This window comes from Salinisphaera sp. Q1T1-3 (assembly GCF_003602005.1).
In the GTDB taxonomy this organism is placed as follows: Bacteria; Pseudomonadota; Gammaproteobacteria; order Nevskiales; family Salinisphaeraceae; genus Salinisphaera.
Window position 1 is genome coordinate 85685 of sequence record NZ_QZWD01000008.1, and the last position, 21067, is coordinate 106751.

The following is a 21067-nucleotide window of genomic DNA, read 5'->3' on the forward strand; positions in this document are numbered from 1 at the left end:
GTTGCGGTATTCCACCCCCGCTTCAAAACGAGTTCGCCATGGCCCGCCAGATGCGCTCAGAAAAGCTCTGGACGAAGCTCAGACAGATACTGCTGGCTGAGTCGATTGACGACAAGCCCCGATTGCGGCAAACAGTCGAGGGCATGCGCTACCGTATGCGGGTCGGATGCCCATGGCGCGACCTGCCGCCGGCCTTCGGGCCGTGGACTACGATTTATCAGCGTTTTCGAGCCTGGGTAGCCAGTGGCAAGTGGCGGCGTATTTTCCGTGCGTGCATCGTCGACCCCGATCTCGAATGGGCCTTTATGGATGGCAGCTATACCAAGGCCCACCAGCACAGTGCCGGGGCTAGCGGCGGTCAGCCGCAGGCGATCGGCCCCAGTCGCGCCGGGCGCACGACCAGGATTCAATTGGCCGTGGATGCCTACGGCTTGCCGATCACCTTCGAGATCACCGGCGGTCAGATCAACGATTGTTCGATCGGGCCGAGCCGGGTCGACGCGATACCTCGCGTTGACATCATGATCGCCGATAAAGGCTATGACAGTCATCGAGTCCGCGCAGCGATCCAGACCCGATCCAGTCGGCCGGTCATTCCGCGCCGGCGTCATTCCAAGCGAGCCAATCCAGACTTCGATCGCGGTTTATACCGTTATCGACATCTCGTCGAGAACGCGTTTGCACGGCTCAAACAGTACCGTGCGATCGCTTGTCGCTTCGATAAATTAAAGGCGCACTACGACGCGGTCGTCGCCATGGCATGTGCTCTGCTCTGGCTGCCCATGTAATGAAACATCAACAGGCCCTAGCGGAGTCGCTCGATGGCAATAGACGTCCCTGCCGGTGCTCGCACCGCCGCGGCAACGGCATCCTGGGCCCCGATCAGGGCCAGTTCTCGCGTACCTGCCGCCTGTGTCGCGGAAAACAGCGCTTCAACGGCCGCCGCCGTGCGAGCCAGCGCCCGGGCCGGACCATCACCGCCCAAGCCCGCATCGAGACAGCCGGCGAGAAACACGGCGGCCGTGAAATCGCCCGCGCCGTTGGGCGCAATATCGAAGCCGATCCGCGGGCTCGAGACACGCCAGCTGCCCTCGGCGGTATCGACCAGCATCGCGATCCGCTCGGGACGCGTGTCCTCGACCGCCAGCGAGGTCACGAGCACGACGGCCGGCCCGGTTCCGCGCAGCGCCGCCGTGGCTGCCAGCGCTTCGGCCCGCGTGGTCACCGGCTGATCGGCAAGCCAGGCGAGCTCGAACTGATTCGGCGTGACGATATCGGCTGCCGGCAGCGCCCGAGCACGCATCCATTCCGGAATACCGGGCCGGACGAAGAAACCTCGCCCGGTATCCCCCATCACCGGGTCACAGCAATACAGCGCCTCCGGCGCCGCGGCCCGAATACGACGCAGCGCATCGAGGGTGACCTCGCCGGTGTTCTCGTCGCCCATGTAACCGGTCAGCAGCGCGGCCACATCCCGAAACCCGGTCAGGGACTCGATGCCGGCGAGCACGTCCGCCAGATGGGCCGGCGAGAACACCTCACCGGTGAACGCGCCGTAGCCGGTGTGGTTCGAGAATTGCACGGTGTTGATCGCCGTGACGTCCCATCCCAGACGTTGCAACGGAAACACCGCGGCCCGGTTGCCGACATAACCATGGGCCACGTGGCTCTGTATCGACAGAATTTCGCTCATCGCTGCAGCTCCCCGAACACGATCATGTCGATGCGCATGATGCGCCTCGACCGCAGCGCCTGGCCAGCAAGGCGGTCATACCGACCGGCCAGCTGTCCTTGATAAACCACCGACCACGCGCTGCGGTGTCTCACCGTCTCGCATAGGACCTGTTATCAACCCGGCATAAAAATAGATGATTTTTCGGGTTGATAACGCGCGTGAGCGACAGCACGCGCGCCACGGCCAACGGCCGTGAAGCCATTGAAAATAAAAAGACGGACAAGGGCCGGCGTTTCTTTCGATGGCGTTGAAAACAGCTGACGTCGTCAGCTGTTTGGGTACCGGATTAATAACACTTCACACGTGACCGCGTTGCCGCCCGACGGGACGGCGGTCATTTTGCGCAATCCGGCGTTGTCGTTCGCGACGCCCGAATGACGGCCGTACGCCCCGATGCCTTGTCTTGCAAAAAAATGAGCGCCGGCGCCGCGCACGCGGGACGTGTTGACAGGCCCTAGTGATTGGTCACCGACGAGCGACTATCCGGATGCGGATCGTGCCCGGTGCGCTTGTCATAAGCCCAGGTGATCGCCCACATGATCAGGCCGCCGACACATAGCGCCGCCCCGACATAGCCGGCGACTTCCGCGCCGTAGCCGTAGGCGAGCACAACGCCGGCCAGAAACGGGCCCAGCGCGTTCGCGGCATTGAAAGCCACGTGATTGAGCGCGGCCGCCAGATTCTGGGCGTCGCCGGCCACATCCATCAGCCGGGTCTGCAGAATGGCCGCCAGCGACACGCTGATACCGATCAAGAATACATCCAGCGTCACGGTCCAGGCGTTATGGCTGGCCAGCGGGAATGCCAGCAGCGCGAGCATCGACCAGACCAGCATCGCGCCGGCCGTGGGCATCTGTGCCCGGTCGGCAAAGCGCGGAATGACCATGTTGCCGACCGTCATGCCCACACCGAACACGCCGAGTACCACCGGCGCCCATTGCGCAGACATGTGCGTGACGTTGGACAGTGTGGTCGTCAGATATGTGTAGACAGCGAACACACCGCCGAAGCCGATCGCCCCGATGGATAACGTCAGCCACACGTTGGGCCGCGCCAGCGCGGACAGCTCGCGCAGCGGATGCGCATCTCCATGTGCGCCCTGATACGGCGCGAAGATGACGATGAGCAGGCAGGCTGCCAGCGCGATGGCCGTCACGGACCAGTACCCGGCACGCCAGTCGGTGATATTGGCCAGCCACGTCGCGGCCGGCACACCGAGGATGGTCGCCAGCGTCAGACCGAGCATGACGTAACCGACGGCCTGCGTGCGGCGATGCGGTTTGACAATGGATGCGGCCACCAGCGAGGCCAGTCCGAAATAGGCGCCGTGCGGCAGTCCACTGATGAAGCGAAAGACCACGAGCCACGGATAGCTCGGGGCCAGCGCCGACAGGCCGTTGCCGATGGCGAAGACAGCCATCAGCCCGACCAGCAGCGGCTTTCGCGAGATCCGTGCCGCCAAGACGGTGATGATCGGCGCTCCGACCACTACACCCAGCGCGTACGCACTGATGATGTGGCTTGCCGTGGATTCGTTGATGGAAAAGGCCTGCTGGATCAGCGGCAGGAGACTCATGGTTCCGAATTCGGTCGTGCCGATCGCGAAACCGCCGGTCGCCAGCGCGATGAAAACCAGCACCTGGAGAACTCGATTGGGCATAAGCAAAAGACAAGAAGGACGAGGGCCGGGCCCAGGGAATATGCGCAGCCTATCCACAAAACGGCTAATACTAAAGTAGTAGACCTATCCGAACGGGCCGATACATGACCGGGCATCCGACTGGTCGAGACGCAATGCATTGCGTACAGTCGAATATTCGACTGTTGGCCGCGATGCCATGACTTTTCATTTTACGCGTGCGAGCCGTCGACAGCTCGTCATCGAAGCGATCGATGCGCAGAACAGCGCGCTGTCCGACATCGATCGATCGCGCAAGTACGACAAGATGAGCCGCTCGCCGTATCGTTTCTTTCGCGGTACGAATCATCTGTTCTGGGCCGATGCCTGGCACGACTGGCGCTATTATCTGTTCGGCGGCCTGCTCGATTCCCAGACCTGGCTGCAGGGCGATGCCCATGTCTACAACCACGGCGCCTTCGGTGACGATCATCAGGGCGTTCACTACGGCATGGACGACTTCGATGATGCCCTCATTGGCGATTATCAGTATGACCTCTGGCGCCACGCCGCTTCCATGGTGCTCGATGCCGAGGAAAACGCCGGCCTGTCCGAAAGCCAGACACGGCGCGCGATTCGCCACCTGCTGACGAGTTATCTCGACACCCTCGCCGCCGGTCTTCGCGGCCTGTCGGCCGACGATATCCACGTGGCCTATCAGAATCCGCCGCTTCGCGCGTTCATCGACAAGGTGAGCCGAAAGCGTGGCGTAGCCCGGCAGCTGGCCAAATGGACCTGCGAGGACAGCGACGGCCGGCCGCGTCTGGATATTGCTCGTGCCAAGCTCGGCGAGATCCACGCGGATGAACGTGCTCGGATCGAAACAGCCCTGACCGAGCAATACCCGGCCACCCTGCGTCGTGCCGGCGAGCATCGACGCACGCAGCTCCGGGTACGCGATGTCGCGCGACGGCTCAATGCCGGTACCGGCTCACTCGGACTGCATCGCTTCTATGCGCTGGTGAGCCCGATAGACGAGGCGCTCGACGACCTGATCCTGCTCGACATCAAGCAACAGACACGCCCACCGGCCTACGATTGCATGACAGCCGCCGAGAAAAGTCGCTGGCGTCATGCCTTCGAACACGAAGCCCATCGACATGCCGAGGCCTTTCATGCCCTGTCGCAGCACCCCGATGCCTACGTTGGCTGGCTGTCGCTCGACGACACCTGGTTTTCGGTCCGGCGGCGATCCCCGTACAAGAAGGATTTCCCCACCCATAAGATCGGCGGGTTCAAGCCGTATCGAGCGCTCACCCGTCAATGGGGACGCATACTCGCGCGCGAGCACATCCGCGGCGCGGCCGCCCTGCGCCCTGACGACCCCGGCTATTTCCAGCGTGCCGTGACGGCCCGCATCGGCGATGACCGCGAAGAATTCAAGCGCGTGATCGTGGATTTCGCGTTTGCCTACGCCGAGTGCACGCGGCGCGACTGGGCGGCCTTTGTCGAAGCCCGCGGCCCGTCCAGCCGCACCGGACCGGCCGCTCCACGATCTCGTTGACCCGCAAGATCGCGCCTTTCGCGGCCACATGGCGCGTCGCGCCGGAACGAAATGCCGCCGAACAGGGTTCGGCGGCGCGCCATACCGCGTGGCGCAATCGAAACGAAAGACTTCCGGAAAAGCGGCCGTTTTAGAACAATCACGCGCGATGCCTGTTCCAATCGCTGCCACTGTCGCCCGCTCCGCCGATCCGGAATCGACCGGTCATCGGGCAACGACTGCATCGTGCCGGCCAAGCGCCCGTGCACGCGTCGGCTTGCGAAAATCTGGCACCATCCCAACCTATTTCAGGTCGACTCATTTGCCGAGCGAGGTCTAGACGCACGTGTCCGATACGCCGAAGATTATCTATACGCTTACCGACGAAGCACCCGCGCTGGCCACGCGCTCGCTGCTCCCGATCATCGATGCCTATACCGATTCGGCCGGGATTCGGGTCGAGACCCGCGACATCTCGCTGGCCGGCCGGATCATCGCGCATTTTCCGGATTACCTGACCGAGGAACAGAAAGCCGCCGATCATCTGGCCGAACTGGGCGAGATGACGTCCAACCCCGCGGCCAACATCATCAAGCTGCCCAACATCAGCGCCTCGACGCCGCAGCTCAAGGAAGCGATCGCCGAGCTGCAGAATCAGGGCTATGACCTGCCCGATTATCCCGAGGAACCCGAGACCGACGCCGAGAAGGAAATCGCCTCGCGCTATGAGAAGGTCAAGGGCAGCGCCGTGAACCCGGTTCTGCGTCAGGGTAACTCGGACCGCCGCGCCCCGGCCTCGGTCAAGGCCTATGCCCGCAAGTACCCGCATCGCATGGGCGCCTGGGAATCGGACAATCGCGCCGAGGTCACGCACATGACCCACGGCGATTACTACGAGTCGGAACGCGCGGTCACCATGGCCGACGACGACGAACTCACGGTCACCTTCTTCGGCGAGCAGGCCGATACCGCCGTTCTCAAGAACGGCATCAAGGTCGGCGCTGGCGACGTCGTCGATGCCGCGGTGATGCACGCCGAGCCCTTCCGACGCTTCGTGCGTGACGAGATCGCCGATGCCAAGGCCAAGGACCTGCTGTTCTCGGTCCACCTCAAGGCCACGATGATGAAGGTCTCCGACCCCATCATGTTCGGCTGGGTGGTCTCCGAATACTATGCCGACGTCTTCAAGGAACACGGCGAGACGCTCGACGAGGTCGGCTTCGACCCGCGTTCCGGGCTCGGTGATCTGTACAAGACGATCCAGTCCCTGCCCGACGACAAGCTCGCTGCGATCGAATCGGCGGTGGCGACGGTCAACAACGAATCCGCGCCACTGGCCATGGTCGACTCGCATCGCGGCGTGTCCTGCCTGCACTGGCCCAACGACATCATCATCGATGCCTCGATGCCGGCCATGATTCGCGACTCGGGCACCATGTGGGGCGCCGACGACGGCCAGCACGAGGCCAAGGCCCTGATCCCCGATCGCAGCTATGCCGGCATCTATGCCGCCGTGGTCGAGGACTGCAAGGCCAACGGCGCCTTCGATCCGACCACCATGGGCACCGTCCCCAACGTCGGCCTGATGGCCCAGAAGGCCGAGGAATACGGCTCGCACGACAAGACCTTCCAGATGCCCGGCAAGGGCCGGGTACAGGTCACCAACACGGCGGGCGACAGCCTCTTCGAGCACGACGTGGCCGCCGAGGACATCTGGCGCATGTGCCTGACCACGGATGCCGCGATTGCCGACTGGGTCAAGCTGGCGGTCGCCCGCGCCCGCGACTCGGGCATGCCGGCCATCTTCTGGCTGGACCAGAATCGCGGCCATGACGCCGAGATCATCAAGAAGGTCGAGCATTACCTCGGCGATCACGATACCGACGGCCTGGATCTGTCGATCATGGCGCCGGTCGCGGCCATCCAGCACACGCTGGCGCGCACCCGACGGGGTGAGGACACCATCTCGGTGACGGGCAACGTGCTGCGCGACTATCTCACCGATCTGTTCCCGATCATGGAGCTGGGTACCAGTGCGAAGATGCTCTCGATCGTGCCCTTGATGGCCGGCGGCGGCCTGTTCGAGACCGGAGCCGGCGGCTCGGCCCCCAAGCATGTGCGCCAGCTCCAGCGTGAAGGCCATCTGCGCTGGGATTCGCTGGGTGAGTTCCTGGCCCTGGCTGCCTCGCTCGAGCATCTGGGCAAGACGTTCGACAACCCGCGGGCACAGGTCATGGCCGACGCGCTGGACAAGGCCAACAGCCGTTTCCTGACCGAGAACAAGTCACCCTCACGCAAGGTCGGCGAACTCGACAATCGCGGCAGCCATTTCTATATCGCCATGTACTGGGCCCGCGCGATCGCGGACCAGGACAGCGATCGGGAACTGGCCGCGCTGTTCACCGAGCTGGCCGATGCGCTTGAAGCCAACGAGGACAAGATCGTGGCCGAGCTCAACGATGCCCAGGGCGAGCCCGAGGATCTGAACGGCTACTATCTGCCCGAGGAAGCCCGGGTCCGCCAGATCATGCGGCCCAGCGCCACGCTCAACGAGACCATCGACATGGTCGCGAGCAAGAAGACGCACTGAGCCGCGCCCGGCGCGAACGCTCCGTTGGCCGGCGCATGATTCATGCGCCGGCTTTTTTATGTCCGCCCGGCCCGACTCGCACGAAACATCAACAGGCCCCAGGGCCTGTTGAGATTTCGTTCGAGCGCCTTTTCGTCGAGAGGCCGCAGCGTGTCCGGCAAGGCGCGAGTCGCCGATCGTGGCGTGCCACGATTCAGGCTCGCAACGCCGCAGGGCGCGATTTGTGGCCCAACCCTTCGGGACAAGCGCTGTTTTGCGGCAATACAGCGTTGTAGCCCGCTGGTGCAGAATAACGGCACGGCGCGCACTACGCCTCGTCTTGCCACAAAACAGCGCTTGGCGCGGACTCGCACGAAACATCAACAGGCCCTAGGATGATTGCCCACAACTCAAAACGACAAAATCGACGCAATGCTCAAGCAGTGTTCTGCCCTCGCCCTCGTTGCACTGGCCGTCGCCGGCTGTACCACGGTCCGTGAGACACAGCCCACGCAGACCGCCAGAGAACAGCTGATCATGTCGAGCGCCGCGGACTACGCGAGCGCGCAGATCCACCCCAACGTCCCGCGCGGCAACGCGATCTTCGTGGATGGCTCGAACTTTCCGAGCGATGCCGAATACCGCAGCAGCTATGCCGTGGCCGCGATTCAGGCGCAATTGCTGAGCGACGGCTACCGTCTGGTCGGTTCGGCCGACCAGGCCGATACGATCGCCCGTCTCGGCTCCGGCGCGCTTTCAATCAATCAGTCGGATACGCTGTTCGGCATCCCGAGCATCCCGATCCCGATTCCGTTGACCGGCACCGTACAAACGCCGGAACTCGCCCTGTACAAGAAGGCACGCCGTACCGGCGTCGCCAAACTGCTCATCTCCTTCTACAACGCCAAGAGCGGCGATCTGCAGGATGTCGTGGGCCCGCTGTATGGTTTTTCGCACGACAACCGAGCCTCGATCCTCGGGGTGAGCTGGCGCCATCAGAACATCGTGCCGGCCGCGGATCAGGCCGAGCTGGGCGGGCGGATGCCCAAGCCCGCACCGTCCACGACACCGGTCGGCGGCGACGCGCGCTCGACGCGCTGACCTCGTGGCCATCACGTGCACCCCGGCGTCGCTGCCGGGGCTGCATCAGGCTGTCTCGCGCGGTAATCTCGGGTTCAAGAACAACATGATGCGCACGACGCATTTTTCCGGAGGAGCCCATGACCACCATCAACGACCTGCTGCGCGACAAACCCTCGAGTGTATGGACCGTCGGTCCCGACGATTCGGTCTATGACGCACTGCAGCTCATGTCGGACAAGAACATCGGCGCCGTGCTCGTCATGGACGACGGGCACCTCGTGGGCCTGCTTTCCGAGCGCGACTACGCCCGCAAACTGGTGCTCGAGAATCGAAGCTCTCGGGAGACACCGGTCCGCGACGTCATGACACAGCGCGTGGCGTACGTCGCACCAACCAAGGAAGTCGAGCAGTGCCTGGCCCTGATGACGGACAAGCGCTTCCGTCACCTGCCCGTTCTCGACAACGGCAAGCTGATCGGGCTCGTGTCCATCGGCGATCTGGTCAAGGCGATCATTGCGGACAAGCAGTTCATCATCGAACAGCTCGAGTCCTATATCAGCGGCCAGTAACGCCCCGATCATGAAAAACCCCGGCCGGTCGGTCGACCGGTCGGGGTTCTATCATCGGGCCGAGCCCGAGGCTATCGCGAACGGCGATGCGGCTACATGCGCGCGCGATCGCCTATCGCCTGGAGGCGCTGAATCCGCTCTTCGGTCGGTGGATGGGTAGAGAACATCTTGCCGATGTTCAGCCCCGACAACGGGTTGACGATGAACAGATGCGCCGTGGCCGGGTTACGGGCCGCGGATTCCATGGGATGCTGCCGATTGGCCGATTCGAGCTTGCGCAATGCATTGGCCAGGCCAGTCGGGCTGCCGGCGATTTCGGCACCGCCCTTGTCGGCACCGAATTCACGCGAACGCGACACCGCCATCTGAATCATCGTGGCGGCCAGCGGCGCCAGGATCATCATCGCCAGTCCACCGAGCATGCCGGGGCCTTCGCCTTCGTTATCGTTACCGCGGAAACCACCGAACAGCATCGCCCATTGCGCCATGTTGGCGATCATGGCGATCGCACCGGCAAACGTTGCCGCCACGGCGCTGATCAGGGTGTCGCGGTGGCGCACGTGGGCCAGCTCGTGCGCCAGCACGCCGCGCAGCTCGTCCCGATTCATCAATCGCATCAGGCCGGTGGTCGCCGCTACCGCAGCATGCGACGGATTGCGCCCGGTCGCGAAGGCGTTCGGCGTCTCGGACTCCATCACGTAGACCCGCGGCATCGGCAACTGGGCGTTGTGGGCGAGTTCCCGCACGATGTTGTAAAGCTCCGGCGCGTCCGAGGCCGAGGCCTCGCGGGCGCCGTGCATCTTGAGCACCATGCGATCCGAAAACCAGTAGCTGCCGAAGTTCATCAGGGCAGCGAAGACAAAGGCGATGACCATGCCGCCACGGCCGCCCAACGCCCCACCGACGAGAATGAGCAATACGGTCAGAGCGGCCAGCAGGGCCCCCGTTCGCAACGCATTCATGGCTTTTAACCCTCTGGTGAACAAACGAGTCCGTTATTCCCTGAAAATAGCGACGCTTGCTCGGCGATCAAGTGAAAAATAAACGTGCGGCAAGCGATAGTCCACCCATCGCTTGCCGCGTAATATACGCTCGCAGAGATAACATCATCGGGCTGCGCATCCGGGGCCGCTTGTTCTCGCGCGCTGCACGGTCTGGCAGGCATGACCTGACCGGTCGTGGAGGCCTTCGGTACGAGTCGTCGCTTATGAGAGATATAGCACATGCCCTGTCGCCCCGGATCGACGAACCGGGATCGGTCACAGCCGCATGATGAAATCCTCTGCCTATCGCAGCTACGCGCTACATAGTGCGTTTCAGCCGATCTTCAGTCTCTGCCACCAGCGAACCGTCGGCTTTGAAGCCCTGATGCGCCCGCACATCGACAACACCACGCCGGTATCGCCACTGGCGCTCATGGACATCGCCACCACGCACGGCGAACAACGCGAGCTCGACACACTCTGTCAGACGCTGCACATCACCAATTTCGCGCTACAGAAACCGGAACGTCGCTGGCTGTTTCTGAATCTGGATCCGAACACGGTGACCCGCCGGTGGTACGACGACGGCAAGTTGCTTGGCGCGCTTGAGCAGGCCGGTATCGCGCCGGAGGAAGTGGTCATCGAATTGCTCGAAGGCCGCATCGACGACGAACCCGCCCTGTTGGAGGCCATCAATTTCTTTCGCGAGATGGGGGCCATGGTCGCGCTCGACGACTTCGGCGCCGGCCACTCCAATTTCGACCGACTCTGGCGCGTGACGCCAGACATCATCAAGCTCGACCGTACACTCATCACCGAGGCCGAGCAGCATCGTGGCAGCCGGCTCCGACGGATCCTGCCCAATCTGGTCTCACTCATGCACGAAGCCGGCTCGCTTGTCCTGTGCGAGGGCATCGAAACAGAAGATCAGGCCATGGTCGCCATGGAGGCCGATGTCGATTTCGTCCAGGGCTTCTACTTCGGCTATCCACGAGACCGTATCGATCATCCGGCCGACCCCGGCAGTCAGCGGCTTTCGAGCCTGAGCACCCGCCATGCCAGTGCCTTGTCGGCTACCGAGTCACGCGAACTCGCGCAGCTGCGGCCCTATATCGCCGCATTCAGAGCCGAGACCGCGCATTTCGCTTCCAATACTGTCTTTCCCGCGATCGCGAACGCCCTGATCGGCTTGCCTCGCACGGCTCGGGTCTATCTCCTGAACGAATCGGGCGCAGAAATCGACCAGCGCACCAACACCGAGCTGACCCGCCATACGCGCGCGGCCTCGATTCTCGATAGCGCCGGCGGCATCTGGTATCGGCGACCATATTTCCGCGCCGCGGTCGAGGCGCCCGGCCAGCTGCAGGTCTCACGGCCTTACCTGTCGAGCGCCGGCGGCTACATGTGCGTGACCCTGTCGCTGGCCACCGCAGAGCTGCCCCGCCGCGTCATCTGCTGCGACGTGTTGGCCTGAGCGGCCACGGCAGCCCGGTCATCAGAGGCCACCGGAACATCCAAAAGAGAGCGCGTCCGGCGTCGTGCCACCGCCCGGCCAAGCCGTTTCAGCGAGCTTCGGCTATCCTGACGCGCTGACGGTCACACGCCGATTGTCGAGAGAACGCCGGCCAGTCTCGTAGAATGCCGGTTCAGCACAGGCAACGATCATCATGGGACAGTCGTTACAGGATCAACTGCTCAAGGCCGGGCTGGCCAATTCCAAGCAGGCCCGCAAGGCACAGCAGGACAAGACCGGCAAGAAGAACAAGAACCGCAAGAAGAAGAGCCAGCGCGCACCGGCGGATGCGCCGTCCGAACTCTCGCGTGAAGTTGTCGCGGCTGACGCCGAAAAGCGTCGTCGCGATCAGGAACGGGCCCGGCGCGCCAACGCCGAGCGCGCCGGCCGCGAGCGCAGTGCCGCAGCCGACCAGATTCTTGCGCAGAACACAATCAAACGCGAACCGGCGCCCGAGGAAGATCCGCCGTTCAGCTACACCATGGAAGGCCGTATTCGTCGGCTGCCGGTCAGCCGTGCCCAGCGCGCCAAACTGGCCAACGGCGAACTGGGCATCGTACGGCGTGGCGGCCACACGTTACTCGTCGACCGAGCGACTGCAGAACGGCTCGCCGAATTGATTCCGAAACGCATCTCACTCGCCGAGAAAGCACCCGAGGCCGGCCCGACCGACCCCGAGGATCCTTATGCCGGTTACGAAGTCCCGGATGACCTGATGTGGTGATCCGAGGTGCCGCGCGCCCGGGATGGCAACGCCGGCGCGCGCGGCGCGACGCGGAAAATCGCCGGTAACCGGTTCAGGACGCATCGTCCGGAGACCGGCGGTCGCACCAGCGGCCAAGCCATGCCAAGACAGGCCGTCGCGAGCGCGGCGTGGCGGCGCCACATCGGCGAACGATAACGCGGGATTGCCGCGGCCGGGCCGCTGCTGCCCCTTCGGATCGTCCCGCCGGCGGCGTCATGCAGCGTTGCGGACCTGACGCGCGGGACGCCACGCGCTATGGCCCACGCCTTGCCTGACACACCCGGCGCGAGCGATGCGACGTCATATATCGCGACGATACGATCTAGGGCGTGTTGAGGTTTCGTTCGAGCGCCCTTTCGTCGAGAGACCGCAGTGCGTCGGGCAAGGCTTGCAACGCCGCCGGGCGCGATTTGCGGCCCAATCCAAAGGGACAAGCGCGACAAGCGCGGACTCGCACGAAACATCAACAGGCCCTAGAATCCGGCTGCGAGCCCGGCCGGCCGGCGGCGGTCGTTGGCGCCCTGCAGCCGGCCCGTGTCCGGATCCCGAAGGATCGCTTCGTCGGCGCCCCAGGACTGGACCACGTCGAACTCGTGCCCCATGGATTCGAGTGCCTGTCTCGTCTGATCCGTCAGATAACCGGGCTCGACCTTGGTGTGATCCGGCTGCCACTGGTTGTGCAGGCGTGGCGCATTCACCGCCTGCTGGATGTTCATGCCGAAGTCGATCACGTTGAGCATCGACTCCAGGGTCGTCGAGATGATCGTGGAGCCGCCCGGGCTACCGGTGACCATGTACAACTCGTCGTCATCGAGCACCATCGACGGCGACATGGACGACAGCGGTCGCTTGCCGCCTTCGACCTGGTTGGCCTTGCCCTGAACCAGCCCGAATGCGTTCGGCACACCGGGCTTGGCGGTGAAGTCGTCCATCTCGTTGTTGAGGAAGAAGCCAGTGTCCCCGGCGATTCGTCCATTACCAAACAGATAGTTGATCGTATACGTCACGCTTACCGCATTGCCTTGCGGATCGACGATCGAATACTGCGTGGTGTGCTGACCTTCCCGTGCGCCCAGGCTGCCATCGATTTCGCTCGACGGCGTGGCCCGATCGGCATCGATGCTCTGGCGCAGCGAATCGAGATGCGCCGACGAGAGCAGTTGGTCGATCGGGTTGTCGACGAAGGCGGGATCGCCGAGGTACGTATTGCGATCGGCGAAGGCGCGGCGCTCGGCCTCGATCAGATGATGCGACGTCTGAACCGCGCCGTAGCCCCATTTGGCCAGAGGCAGCGGATCGAGAATGCCGAGAATCTCGCAGATCGTCGTGCCGCCGGAACTCGGCGGCGGCGTGGAGAGCACGGTGTACCCACCATAACCACAGCGCACCGGTTTGCCCCAGGGGGCCGTGTAGTCGGCGAAATCCTGTTGCGTGAGAATGCCGCCATTGTCGCGGCTGGCAGCGATGATCCGCTTGGCGATCGAGCCCTGGTAGAACGCCTGGGTCCCGCCTTTCTGAATCTGGCGGAGCGTGTGCGCCAGCTGCGGCTGCTTGAGCGTGTCACCAACCTGATAGGGCTTGCCATCGTCGAGAAAGATGCGGGCGACGTTCGGCTGGTGGGCAAAATCCTTCGTCCGCTCATGGAGGATATTCACATCGCCCTGCGTCAGCGCGAACCCCCGACTCGCGAGATCGATCGCCGGCTGCATCAGGCGCTTGCGCGACATCGTGCCCAGACGTTGTCGCGCTTCTTCGAGCCCCATGACGGTACCCGGCACCCCGACAGCGAGATAACTGTCGGTGCTGCGCCCGTCGACGACATGGCCCTGGTCATCCTGGAACAGCGTCGGCGTGGCGGCCGCCGGGGCTTTTTCGCGGAAATCCAGAAACAGATCACGCGCCGGTTTGCCCTCATCGGCGGCCAGGTGCACGACCATGAACCCACCACCGCCGATGTTGCCACAACACGGATGGACCACCGCCAGGGCATAGCCGACCGCAACCGCGGCATCAACGGCGTTTCCTCCGTCACGCAAGACCTTGACGCCAACCTGGGTCGCCAGGTGCTGGGCAGTGACGACCATGGCATGCGACGCCGTGACGGGACTGGCCTTTTCGAGCGCGGCGCGCGTGGTCGGCGGCGCCGTGACGTCCAGGGCGCTACTGGCGATACCGGCATCGGCCGAATCCGCCTGGGCCGGTCCGGCAGTGCCGATGGTCAGTGCCAGCACGAGACCGGCGGTCAGAGCCACGATACGATTCGGCATAGGGCGTGAGAGGGTTCCCGAAAGCAATAGCGCGACTATAGCGCGGCATATCCCCGTCTGCAGGTGGCGCCCCGGCTGTCTTTCAAGACTCGCCGGACCACACCACGCCGTTAGTGGCCCCGGGAAAGGCCAGCCGCCCAACGTGGGTCAAACCGGTCGTCGCGGCTCGAGACAATTTCGCCGCGTGAACGCGCTTGTGGCTGAACCACGCCAAGCGCACGATGCCTTGACTCGCCGCCGATTGGCCGCGGGTGCGATGCTCTATTTGGTGACAACGCGCTCTAGGGCGTCACCGCTCCTTCAGGCAGCAACCCCTCGTCCTTCAGATCTCGCCAGAGTCCTTGCGGAATGGCTGCATCGAACAGCGCGAGATTCTGTTCGTTGCGCTCGGGCTTGCTCGCGCCCGGGATCAGCGCGCTGACGGCTGGATGCGCAGCAGCGAACTGCAGCGCCGCGGATTTCAGATCGACCCCATGACGCTGACAGATCACCGCCATGCGATCGCGCCTGGCGACCGTGGCCGTATCGGCCGTCTCGTAATGATAGTGATCACCGCCGGCCAGCAGGCCCGAGCCGTACGGCGCGCCAATCACCACGCCCACACCGCGTTCGTCACAGCGCGGCAACAAAGTCTCGCCGGCCGCCGGGTTGAGCAGATGATATTGCGTCGCCAGCAGAAAGACATCGGGCCGGGATTCGTCGAGCGCCCGCAGACACGGTTCGATGGTGTTGACGCCGAGCCCCCACGCGCCGATCCGTCCGGCATCACGCAGCTCGGTCAGCGCCCGGGCGGCGCCCTGCATGGCGATGTCGAACTGCTCGGTCCAGGCCTCGCCCAGATGATCGGGCGACAGATCATGGATATAGACGATGTCGAGATGCCCGACACCGAGCCGCTGCAGACTGTCGTGCACGCTCTGCATGGCAGCGTCGTAACCGTAATCGACGAGACGCTTGAAATGCAGACCGCCGACGAACGGGCCATCCAGTTCGGGCGCGTCGGCCGGTTCGAGCAACCGCCCGACCTTGCTCGAAAGTATGTAGGACGAGCGCGGCTTGTCGGCCAGAAAATGACCGACGCGCTGTTCCGACAGCCCCGCCCCGTAGTGCGGCGCGGTATCGAAATAGCGGATACCGGCGTTCCAGGCTGCCGCGAGCGTATCCTGAGCGACGGACTGTCGGGTCGACACGAACATATCGCCCAACGGCGCACCGCCGAAACCGATGCGGTCGAGATGCGAGAACCGGGTCTTGAAGTCGCTCATTCGTCTTTCTCAATCAGAGTGATACGCCTAGTCTGGCACGATTGGCAACACGCGAAGGCACACCCTCTCAGTCCGGCGAGTCCGGCTGACTCGCCGCGTCCAGTCGCGCCAGCGCATCGTTGTCCAGCTGCAGTTCAACGGCCCCGATCAGCTGCGTGAACTGGTCGTGCGATGTCGCTGAGACGATCGGCGCGGTCACGCTCGGCTGTGCGATGAGCCACGCCAACGCCACGGCGGCTGGCGTGGTACCAAAGCGCTGTGCCACGGCGTCGAGCGCTTCGAGAATACGCTGGCCACGCGCATCGAAATAATCGGCAAGAAAGCCTTCGCGCGGCCGGCCTTCAGTATCCGCCGGCTTGCGATACTTGCCGGTCAGAAAACCGCTGGCCAACGCGAAATATGGCGTGACGCCGAGTTCGTGTTCGATGCATATCTCGGCCATATCGTGCTCGAAGTTCCCGCGTTCGTACATATTGTAGTGCGGCTGCAGCACTTCGTAACGCGGCACTTCGAGATCGTGTGCCGAGGACAGCGCCTGCATCAGGCGACTGCCGTCGTAGTTCGACGCGCCGATATGGCGCACCTTGCCGTCGCGGATCAGACGGTCGAATGCCTCCATCGTTTCATCCAGGGGCGCCCGTTGATCGTCGGTGTGTGCGAAATACAGGTCCAGACGATCGGTCTGCAGACGCGCCAGGGAGGCCTCGACCTCGCGCAGGATCCAGTCACGCGAGAGTCCTTCGCCGGCATCCGGCATTTCCATCCCGACCTTGCTGGCGAGCACGATTCGATCCCGATTGCCACGCTGGGCGAAATACCGACCGAGCACGCTCTCGGACTCGCCGCCCGCGTGGCCATCCACCCACTTCGAGTAGACGTCGGCCGTATCGATCATGTTGAAACCGGCATCAAGCCAGGCATCGATCATGTCGAAACTGGCTTTGTCGTCGAGCGTCCAGCCAAAGACGTTGCCGCCGAAGATCAGAGGCGCGGTCGCCAGATCGGTACGACCGAGTTGTCGCTGATTCATCGTAATGCTCCCGCAGATATGACAATAAACAACAGGCGGTCCGGCTCAGCGCGGCCCGTCTGACCACAGCATCGATAACGCGTCGGGCGCATCCGGTTCGGGGATGCACAACTCTTCGACCGGCTCGTCCGGTACGCGCCCGAGCACGATACGAAAATAACGTTGATCCGCCGTATTGCGGGCAGCCCGCCCGGACAGGCGACGACAATCACCGATGAGCCGTCCGATCCGTGCCCGCTCGATATCCGTGCAGTCCGACAGCGCGATCTGGCGCGGACGTGCAAGCCCCGGTGCGGCAACCAGCCCGCCCTCGCGGGCCACCCAGAGCCACGCCGTTGTCGAGGCCAGGACATCATCGCCGCTCACACGTCGACTCCGACGGCCTGCCAGGCCTTTCGAACCGCGTCGCGCGTGGTGCTGTCGAAACGTTCTTCGGCCAGCGCTGTCGTGACCGCGGCGAAGCCGGCGAAATCGGTGTCACGCGCGAGCCGCGAATCGGTCAGCGCGGCATACCAGATATGCCCGGCCACGACCCAGCTGTGGCCGGACAATGCGGTCGCCGCCAGATAGAAGGCCCGATTCGGGATGCCGGAATTGATATGCACACCGCCGTTGTCCTGGCGCGTGTCCACGTAATGCGCCATGTCCGCCGGCTGCGGATCCTGACCGAGCTGATCGTCGTCGTAGGCGGTGCCGGGCTGCGCCATGTCGCGCAGGGCACGGCCCTGTACGGCCTCGGTCAATAACTCGGCGCCGATCAGCCAGCTCGCCTGGGCCGCTGTTTCGTCGTTCGCGTATTGCTCGGTCATCGCGCCGAATACATCGGAGATCGATTCGTTGAGCGCGCCGGACTGGCCTTCATAGACCAGATCGATCGTCGCCCCGGTCACGCCGTGCGTCAGCTCGTGCGCGACGACGTTCAAGGATCGGGTGAACGGCTTGAAGATACGACCGTCCCCATCCCCGAACACCATTTCGCGGCCATTCCAGAATGCGTTCATGTAATCGCGACCGTAATGCACGCTGCCGTCGAGCGGCATGCCGGCATCGTCGATCGAATCCCGATCGAAGACATCGGCATAAAAGCGATAGGTGGCACCGAGATCGTCGTAGCCTTCGTTGACTTCGCGATCGGCGACCGGCGCATCGCCCTCACCGCGCATCGGCGTGCCGGGCAGTCGCTGGGTGTGATTGGCGTCGTACAGCGTGCGTTCGAGGCCGGCCGCACGACGCGGCAGGGCCGCTGCCTCGGACGGCTCGACCGCGAGCAGTCCCTCATCGAGGGCCTGCGTGGTTTCGGCACATCGACGAAGCCCGCTATCGGCGTGTGTTTTCAGACGTTCCAGCATATGCGGCGGTACGATGCCGCGACGTCGCGCTCGGGTTTCATGCATGCCGTGCCTCCTCGGGCTCGTCCGTTGCATCCTGCATCGACGTTTTCACCCTAGGGCCTGTTGATGTTTCGTGCGAGTCCGCGCCAAGCGCGCCCTGAAATTGACGATGGGCGGCAAGACGAGGCGTCGCAGGCATAGCGTGTCATGCTGCGCCAGCCTGCTAGAACGCTGTATTGCCGCCGTGTTCTTGATTTTGGGGCGCTTGTCCCTTCGGGTTGGGCCGCCCATGAAAAATCGACGATGGGCGCCCTGCGGCGTTGCGAGTCTGGATCGTGGCAGGCCACGATCGGCGACTCGCGCCTTGCAAGACACGCTGCGGTCTCTCGACGAAAAGGCGCTCGAACGAAACATCAACAGACCCTAGCACGATCGCACCGGCCGGCTGCCCCCGGGATCGCCCGGGGGCCCGCAGCCCCCGGATCATCTCGCGACAGTCAATCGATCGGAGGCGACATCGAGTACGGCCGCGCCGATGAGCAACGTGCCGCCAGCGATCTGGATCGGCGCGAGCGATTCGCCGGCCAACAGGGCGGCAGAGATCACACCGACCAGCACTTCACTCATCAGCAGGATCCCGACCCGGGCCGGTTCGAGATGCGATGTCGCCCAGACCAGGGCCACCATGGTCGTGACCCACCACAGCCCGCCGGCCGCCAGCGCCCAGAGCGTGGTCGACAATGCAGGGGGCCAAACCGTCCCGGATGGCCACGTCGGCGATAGGCCGAACAGAACGAAAGCCGTACCCAGGGCCCCGACGACGAACACGAACGTACTTTCAACCGGCGCGAGATCGCTCCGGGCACTCATCCCGATCGAGCCGAGCGACCAGAACAGGCCGGCGAGCAACGCGTACCACTCGCCGGGGCGCTGCGGGATCGGGAGGCCGCCGCCCCGGCCGAGGGTGAGCACCAGGCCGGCCAGCCCGGCCACGATCACGACATAACGCACCGGATGCACGGCCCGCCCGAACACGAATCGCGTGAGCAACGTGGTCCAGACCGGCGTGAGATAGAACAACAGGATGACAACCGCCACACGGGCCTCGACGATCCCCACGGAGTAAAGCATGAAGGCCGAGCCGCCGAGCCCGGTCGCAGCCACCCCGAGACGATCGGCGCGTCGCCAGTCCTGTCGGCGCCAGATGACGATCGGCAACAGGATGGCCCCGGCGATCAGCGCAACGATCACCGAACCGAGCGCGCCCGGCCAGCCGGCGCCCGACAGCGCGCGCACCGGCATCCAGTAGAGCCCCCATAACGAGCCGGCAACAGCCACGATCAGGCTGGCGATCAACGTTCGGCGGGCAGCATTCATGAGCGATCGATCGGTCGTGCGACGAGCGCGCGATCCTAGCAGTTAACCCACGGTCCGGCAGAGCAAGGCCCCACCGACGAAGCAATATCGAGCCGGGCGCTCCGCCCTGGCCGAATCAGCGAGCCCCATCGTTTGCCCTGGGGCCACTGCGTTGATCGGTGCTATCCCACGAATCGCCGAGATCAAATGGATCGGCGCCGCAGCCAGGGCGTGACGCGGTCAGCGAGCGCGATTTCCGACATGCCAGGCCACGGTGTCGACCAGCCCGCGGTCCAGAGGGATCCGCGGTTCCCAGCCGAGCGTGCAACGCAGACGGGTGGCATCGACGGCATAACGTCGATCATGACCGGGCCGATCGGCGACATGACGAATGCGTGCGGCACTCGGCGCCGCCGCCGGCATCGCCTCGTCCACGGCCGCGCAGAGCGCCCGCACGAGCGACAGGTTGGTACGCGGCGCGCCGCCGGCGATGTTATACCGCCGGCCCGGCTGGCCCGCGGCCAGCACGCACCGAATGGCCGCCGCATGATCATCGACATGCAGCCAGTCCCGGACCTGGCCACCGTCGCCGTAAACGGGCAGCGTTCGGCCATCCAGCGCGGCTTCGATCATGCACGGCACCAGTTTCTCGGGATGCTGGAACGGGCCGTAGCTGTTGACGCCGTGTGTCACGAGCGTCGGCAGCCCGTAGGTGACATGCCAGGCGTTGACCAGATGGTCGGCGCCAGCCTTGCTGGCCGCATAAGGCGAAGCCGGTGCGTAAGCATGCTGCTCATCGGCGACCGTCGGCGCCTCGAGACTGCCGTAGACTTCGTCGGTGGATACGTGCAGGAAACGAAACCCCGATCGCGCTGGGCCCGACAGCCGCTGCCAGTAGTCTCGCGCCGCCTCGAGCAACGCGAACGTGCCATTGACGTTGGTGGCCACGAACGGCGCCGGGCCGCTGATGGCCCGATCGACATGCGACTCGGCCGCGAGATGCAGCACGGCATGGGGCCGATGGGCAGCGAAGATGTCCGCGAGCAACGCTCCGTCGACGATATCGCCGTGAATGAACGTATAGCGCGCCGAGCCATCAACCGCGGCCAGTGCAGCCGGCTGAACCGCATAGGTCAGCGCATCGAGATTGATGATCTCGTGGTCGGTTTCCCGGATCAGGGCACGAACGAGCGCAGAGCCCAGAAACCCCGCCCCGCCGGCGATGAGTAGCCGCATGATCTGTCTGGCCTGTCGCCGTCTGTTCAACGAATCGGACGAACGCCTGCATCGCACGCCCGGCCGGTATCGGCTGTATTCTGCTTGAATCGCAGCAAGAGGCCCAGCGTGATCGCAGCGACACCCGCCGCGCGGTCACGTCATGCCCGGAGCGTAACCGCGCCGAGCGGCGCCGCCGCCCGAACGAAGCCGATCGAAAGACCGGCACCGCTTTGTTGCCAAGC

Annotated in this window: 17 protein-coding genes; 7 read left to right on the top strand and 10 right to left on the bottom strand. The window is 64.2% G+C overall.

Going from position 1 to position 21067, the window contains the following annotated elements:
- The first annotated feature begins 38 nt into the window (after window positions 1–38).
- Window positions 39–788, top strand: a complete 750-nt coding sequence (locus D3260_RS09265; protein ID WP_120098317.1) for an IS5 family transposase — start codon at window positions 39–41, stop codon at window positions 786–788.
- Window positions 789–805: 17 nt separating this feature from the next.
- Here D3260_RS09265 and pdxY read toward each other — a convergent pair whose 3' ends face one another.
- On the bottom strand, window positions 806–1693 hold the full coding sequence (pdxY, locus tag D3260_RS09270) for a pyridoxal kinase PdxY (protein WP_120098318.1): 888 nt from the start codon (window positions 1691–1693) through the stop codon (window positions 806–808).
- A 496-nt stretch (window positions 1694–2189) separates the two neighbouring features.
- The gene (locus tag D3260_RS09275; protein ID WP_120098319.1) at window positions 2190–3395 is read right to left on the bottom strand and encodes an MFS transporter; all 1206 of its coding nucleotides are present in this window, start codon (window positions 3393–3395) and stop codon (window positions 2190–2192) included.
- 178 nt (window positions 3396–3573) lie between these two features.
- Between D3260_RS09275 and D3260_RS09280 the strand changes: the two genes are divergently transcribed.
- The 4 genes from D3260_RS09280 (at window position 3574) to D3260_RS09295 (ending at window position 9117) form a co-directional block, all read left to right on the top strand.
- The gene (locus D3260_RS09280) at window positions 3574–4917 is read left to right on the top strand and encodes a DUF2252 family protein (RefSeq protein ID WP_120098320.1); all 1344 of its coding nucleotides are present in this window, start codon (window positions 3574–3576) and stop codon (window positions 4915–4917) included.
- Window positions 4918–5242: 325 nt separating this feature from the next.
- Window positions 5243–7486, top strand: a complete 2244-nt coding sequence (locus tag D3260_RS09285) for an NADP-dependent isocitrate dehydrogenase (RefSeq protein ID WP_120098321.1) — start codon at window positions 5243–5245, stop codon at window positions 7484–7486.
- Window positions 7487–7897: 411 nt separating this feature from the next.
- Window positions 7898–8566, top strand: a complete 669-nt coding sequence (locus D3260_RS09290) for a DUF6655 family protein (protein ID WP_120098322.1) — start codon at window positions 7898–7900, stop codon at window positions 8564–8566.
- A gap of 119 nt (window positions 8567–8685) precedes the next feature.
- The gene (locus D3260_RS09295) at window positions 8686–9117 is read left to right on the top strand and encodes a CBS domain-containing protein (RefSeq protein WP_120098323.1); all 432 of its coding nucleotides are present in this window, start codon (window positions 8686–8688) and stop codon (window positions 9115–9117) included.
- Window positions 9118–9209: 92 nt separating this feature from the next.
- Here the strand turns inward: D3260_RS09295 and htpX are convergent, their stop codons facing one another.
- On the bottom strand, window positions 9210–10079 hold the full coding sequence (gene htpX, locus D3260_RS09300; protein ID WP_120098324.1) for a zinc metalloprotease HtpX: 870 nt from the start codon (window positions 10077–10079) through the stop codon (window positions 9210–9212).
- 307 nt (window positions 10080–10386) lie between these two features.
- On the opposite strand from htpX, the gene D3260_RS09305 reads away from it, so the two are divergent.
- Complete coding sequence (locus D3260_RS09305) at window positions 10387–11574, top strand: EAL domain-containing protein (RefSeq protein WP_120098325.1); 1188 nt, start codon at window positions 10387–10389, stop codon at window positions 11572–11574.
- 193 nt (window positions 11575–11767) lie between these two features.
- Window positions 11768–12337 carry a DUF2058 domain-containing protein gene (locus tag D3260_RS09310; RefSeq protein WP_120098326.1) on the top strand — a complete coding sequence of 190 codons (570 nt, stop codon included), beginning with the start codon at window positions 11768–11770 and terminating at the stop codon, window positions 12335–12337.
- Window positions 12338–12831: 494 nt separating this feature from the next.
- Here D3260_RS09310 and ggt read toward each other — a convergent pair whose 3' ends face one another.
- The 7 genes from ggt to rfbB all read right to left on the bottom strand — a co-directional run bounded on the left by ggt (window position 12832) and on the right by rfbB (window position 20843).
- Window positions 12832–14625, bottom strand: a complete 1794-nt coding sequence (gene ggt, locus D3260_RS09315; RefSeq protein WP_120098327.1) for a gamma-glutamyltransferase — start codon at window positions 14623–14625, stop codon at window positions 12832–12834.
- A 281-nt stretch (window positions 14626–14906) separates the two neighbouring features.
- Entirely contained in the window at window positions 14907–15890 is a 984-nt protein-coding gene (locus D3260_RS09320; protein ID WP_120098328.1) for an aldo/keto reductase, read from the bottom strand.
- A gap of 67 nt (window positions 15891–15957) precedes the next feature.
- Window positions 15958–16920 (bottom strand): aldo/keto reductase, encoded by a 963-nt coding sequence (locus tag D3260_RS09325; RefSeq protein WP_120098329.1) that lies wholly within the window; start codon window positions 16918–16920, stop codon window positions 15958–15960.
- 45 nt (window positions 16921–16965) lie between these two features.
- Window positions 16966–17286 (bottom strand): protealysin inhibitor emfourin, encoded by a 321-nt coding sequence (locus tag D3260_RS09330; protein ID WP_120098330.1) that lies wholly within the window; start codon window positions 17284–17286, stop codon window positions 16966–16968.
- The gene (locus tag D3260_RS09335) at window positions 17283–18314 is read right to left on the bottom strand and encodes a M4 family metallopeptidase (protein WP_120098331.1); all 1032 of its coding nucleotides are present in this window, start codon (window positions 18312–18314) and stop codon (window positions 17283–17285) included. Before D3260_RS09335 ends, D3260_RS09330 begins: the two co-directional genes overlap by 4 nt.
- A gap of 420 nt (window positions 18315–18734) precedes the next feature.
- A complete protein-coding gene (locus tag D3260_RS09340) occupies window positions 18735–19628 on the bottom strand; it encodes a DMT family transporter (protein ID WP_120098332.1) in 894 nt (297 codons plus the stop codon).
- A gap of 219 nt (window positions 19629–19847) precedes the next feature.
- Window positions 19848–20843: a dTDP-glucose 4,6-dehydratase gene (rfbB, locus tag D3260_RS09345; RefSeq protein WP_120098333.1), complete on the bottom strand. Its 996-nt coding sequence runs from the start codon at window positions 20841–20843 to the stop codon at window positions 19848–19850.
- Window positions 20844–21067: the final 224 nt, after the last annotated feature.

Excerpts from the sequence above, each read along its gene's own strand:
- D3260_RS09325 (WP_120098329.1), bottom strand. The coding sequence starts at position 16,920 with ATGAATCAGCGACAACTCGGTCGTACCGATCTGGCGACCGCGCCTCTG.
- D3260_RS09340 (WP_120098332.1), bottom strand. The coding sequence starts at position 19,628 with ATGAATGCTGCCCGCCGAACGTTGATCGCCAGCCTGATCGTGGCTGTT.
- pdxY (WP_120098318.1), bottom strand. The coding sequence starts at position 1,693 with ATGAGCGAAATTCTGTCGATACAGAGCCACGTGGCCCATGGTTATGTC.
- D3260_RS09320 (WP_120098328.1), bottom strand. The coding sequence starts at position 15,890 with ATGAGCGACTTCAAGACCCGGTTCTCGCATCTCGACCGCATCGGTTTC.
- D3260_RS09290 (WP_120098322.1), top strand. The coding sequence starts at position 7,898 with ATGCTCAAGCAGTGTTCTGCCCTCGCCCTCGTTGCACTGGCCGTCGCC.
- D3260_RS09275 (WP_120098319.1), bottom strand. The coding sequence starts at position 3,395 with ATGCCCAATCGAGTTCTCCAGGTGCTGGTTTTCATCGCGCTGGCGACC.
- D3260_RS09335 (WP_120098331.1), bottom strand. The coding sequence starts at position 18,314 with ATGCATGAAACCCGAGCGCGACGTCGCGGCATCGTACCGCCGCATATG.
- D3260_RS09310 (WP_120098326.1), top strand. The coding sequence starts at position 11,768 with ATGGGACAGTCGTTACAGGATCAACTGCTCAAGGCCGGGCTGGCCAAT.
- htpX (WP_120098324.1), bottom strand. The coding sequence starts at position 10,079 with ATGAATGCGTTGCGAACGGGGGCCCTGCTGGCCGCTCTGACCGTATTG.
- D3260_RS09295 (WP_120098323.1), top strand. The coding sequence starts at position 8,686 with ATGACCACCATCAACGACCTGCTGCGCGACAAACCCTCGAGTGTATGG.
- D3260_RS09305 (WP_120098325.1), top strand. The coding sequence starts at position 10,387 with ATGATGAAATCCTCTGCCTATCGCAGCTACGCGCTACATAGTGCGTTT.
- ggt (WP_120098327.1), bottom strand. The coding sequence starts at position 14,625 with ATGCCGAATCGTATCGTGGCTCTGACCGCCGGTCTCGTGCTGGCACTG.
- D3260_RS09265 (WP_120098317.1), top strand. The coding sequence starts at position 39 with ATGGCCCGCCAGATGCGCTCAGAAAAGCTCTGGACGAAGCTCAGACAG.
- D3260_RS09280 (WP_120098320.1), top strand. The coding sequence starts at position 3,574 with ATGACTTTTCATTTTACGCGTGCGAGCCGTCGACAGCTCGTCATCGAA.
- rfbB (WP_120098333.1), bottom strand. The coding sequence starts at position 20,843 with ATGCGGCTACTCATCGCCGGCGGGGCGGGGTTTCTGGGCTCTGCGCTC.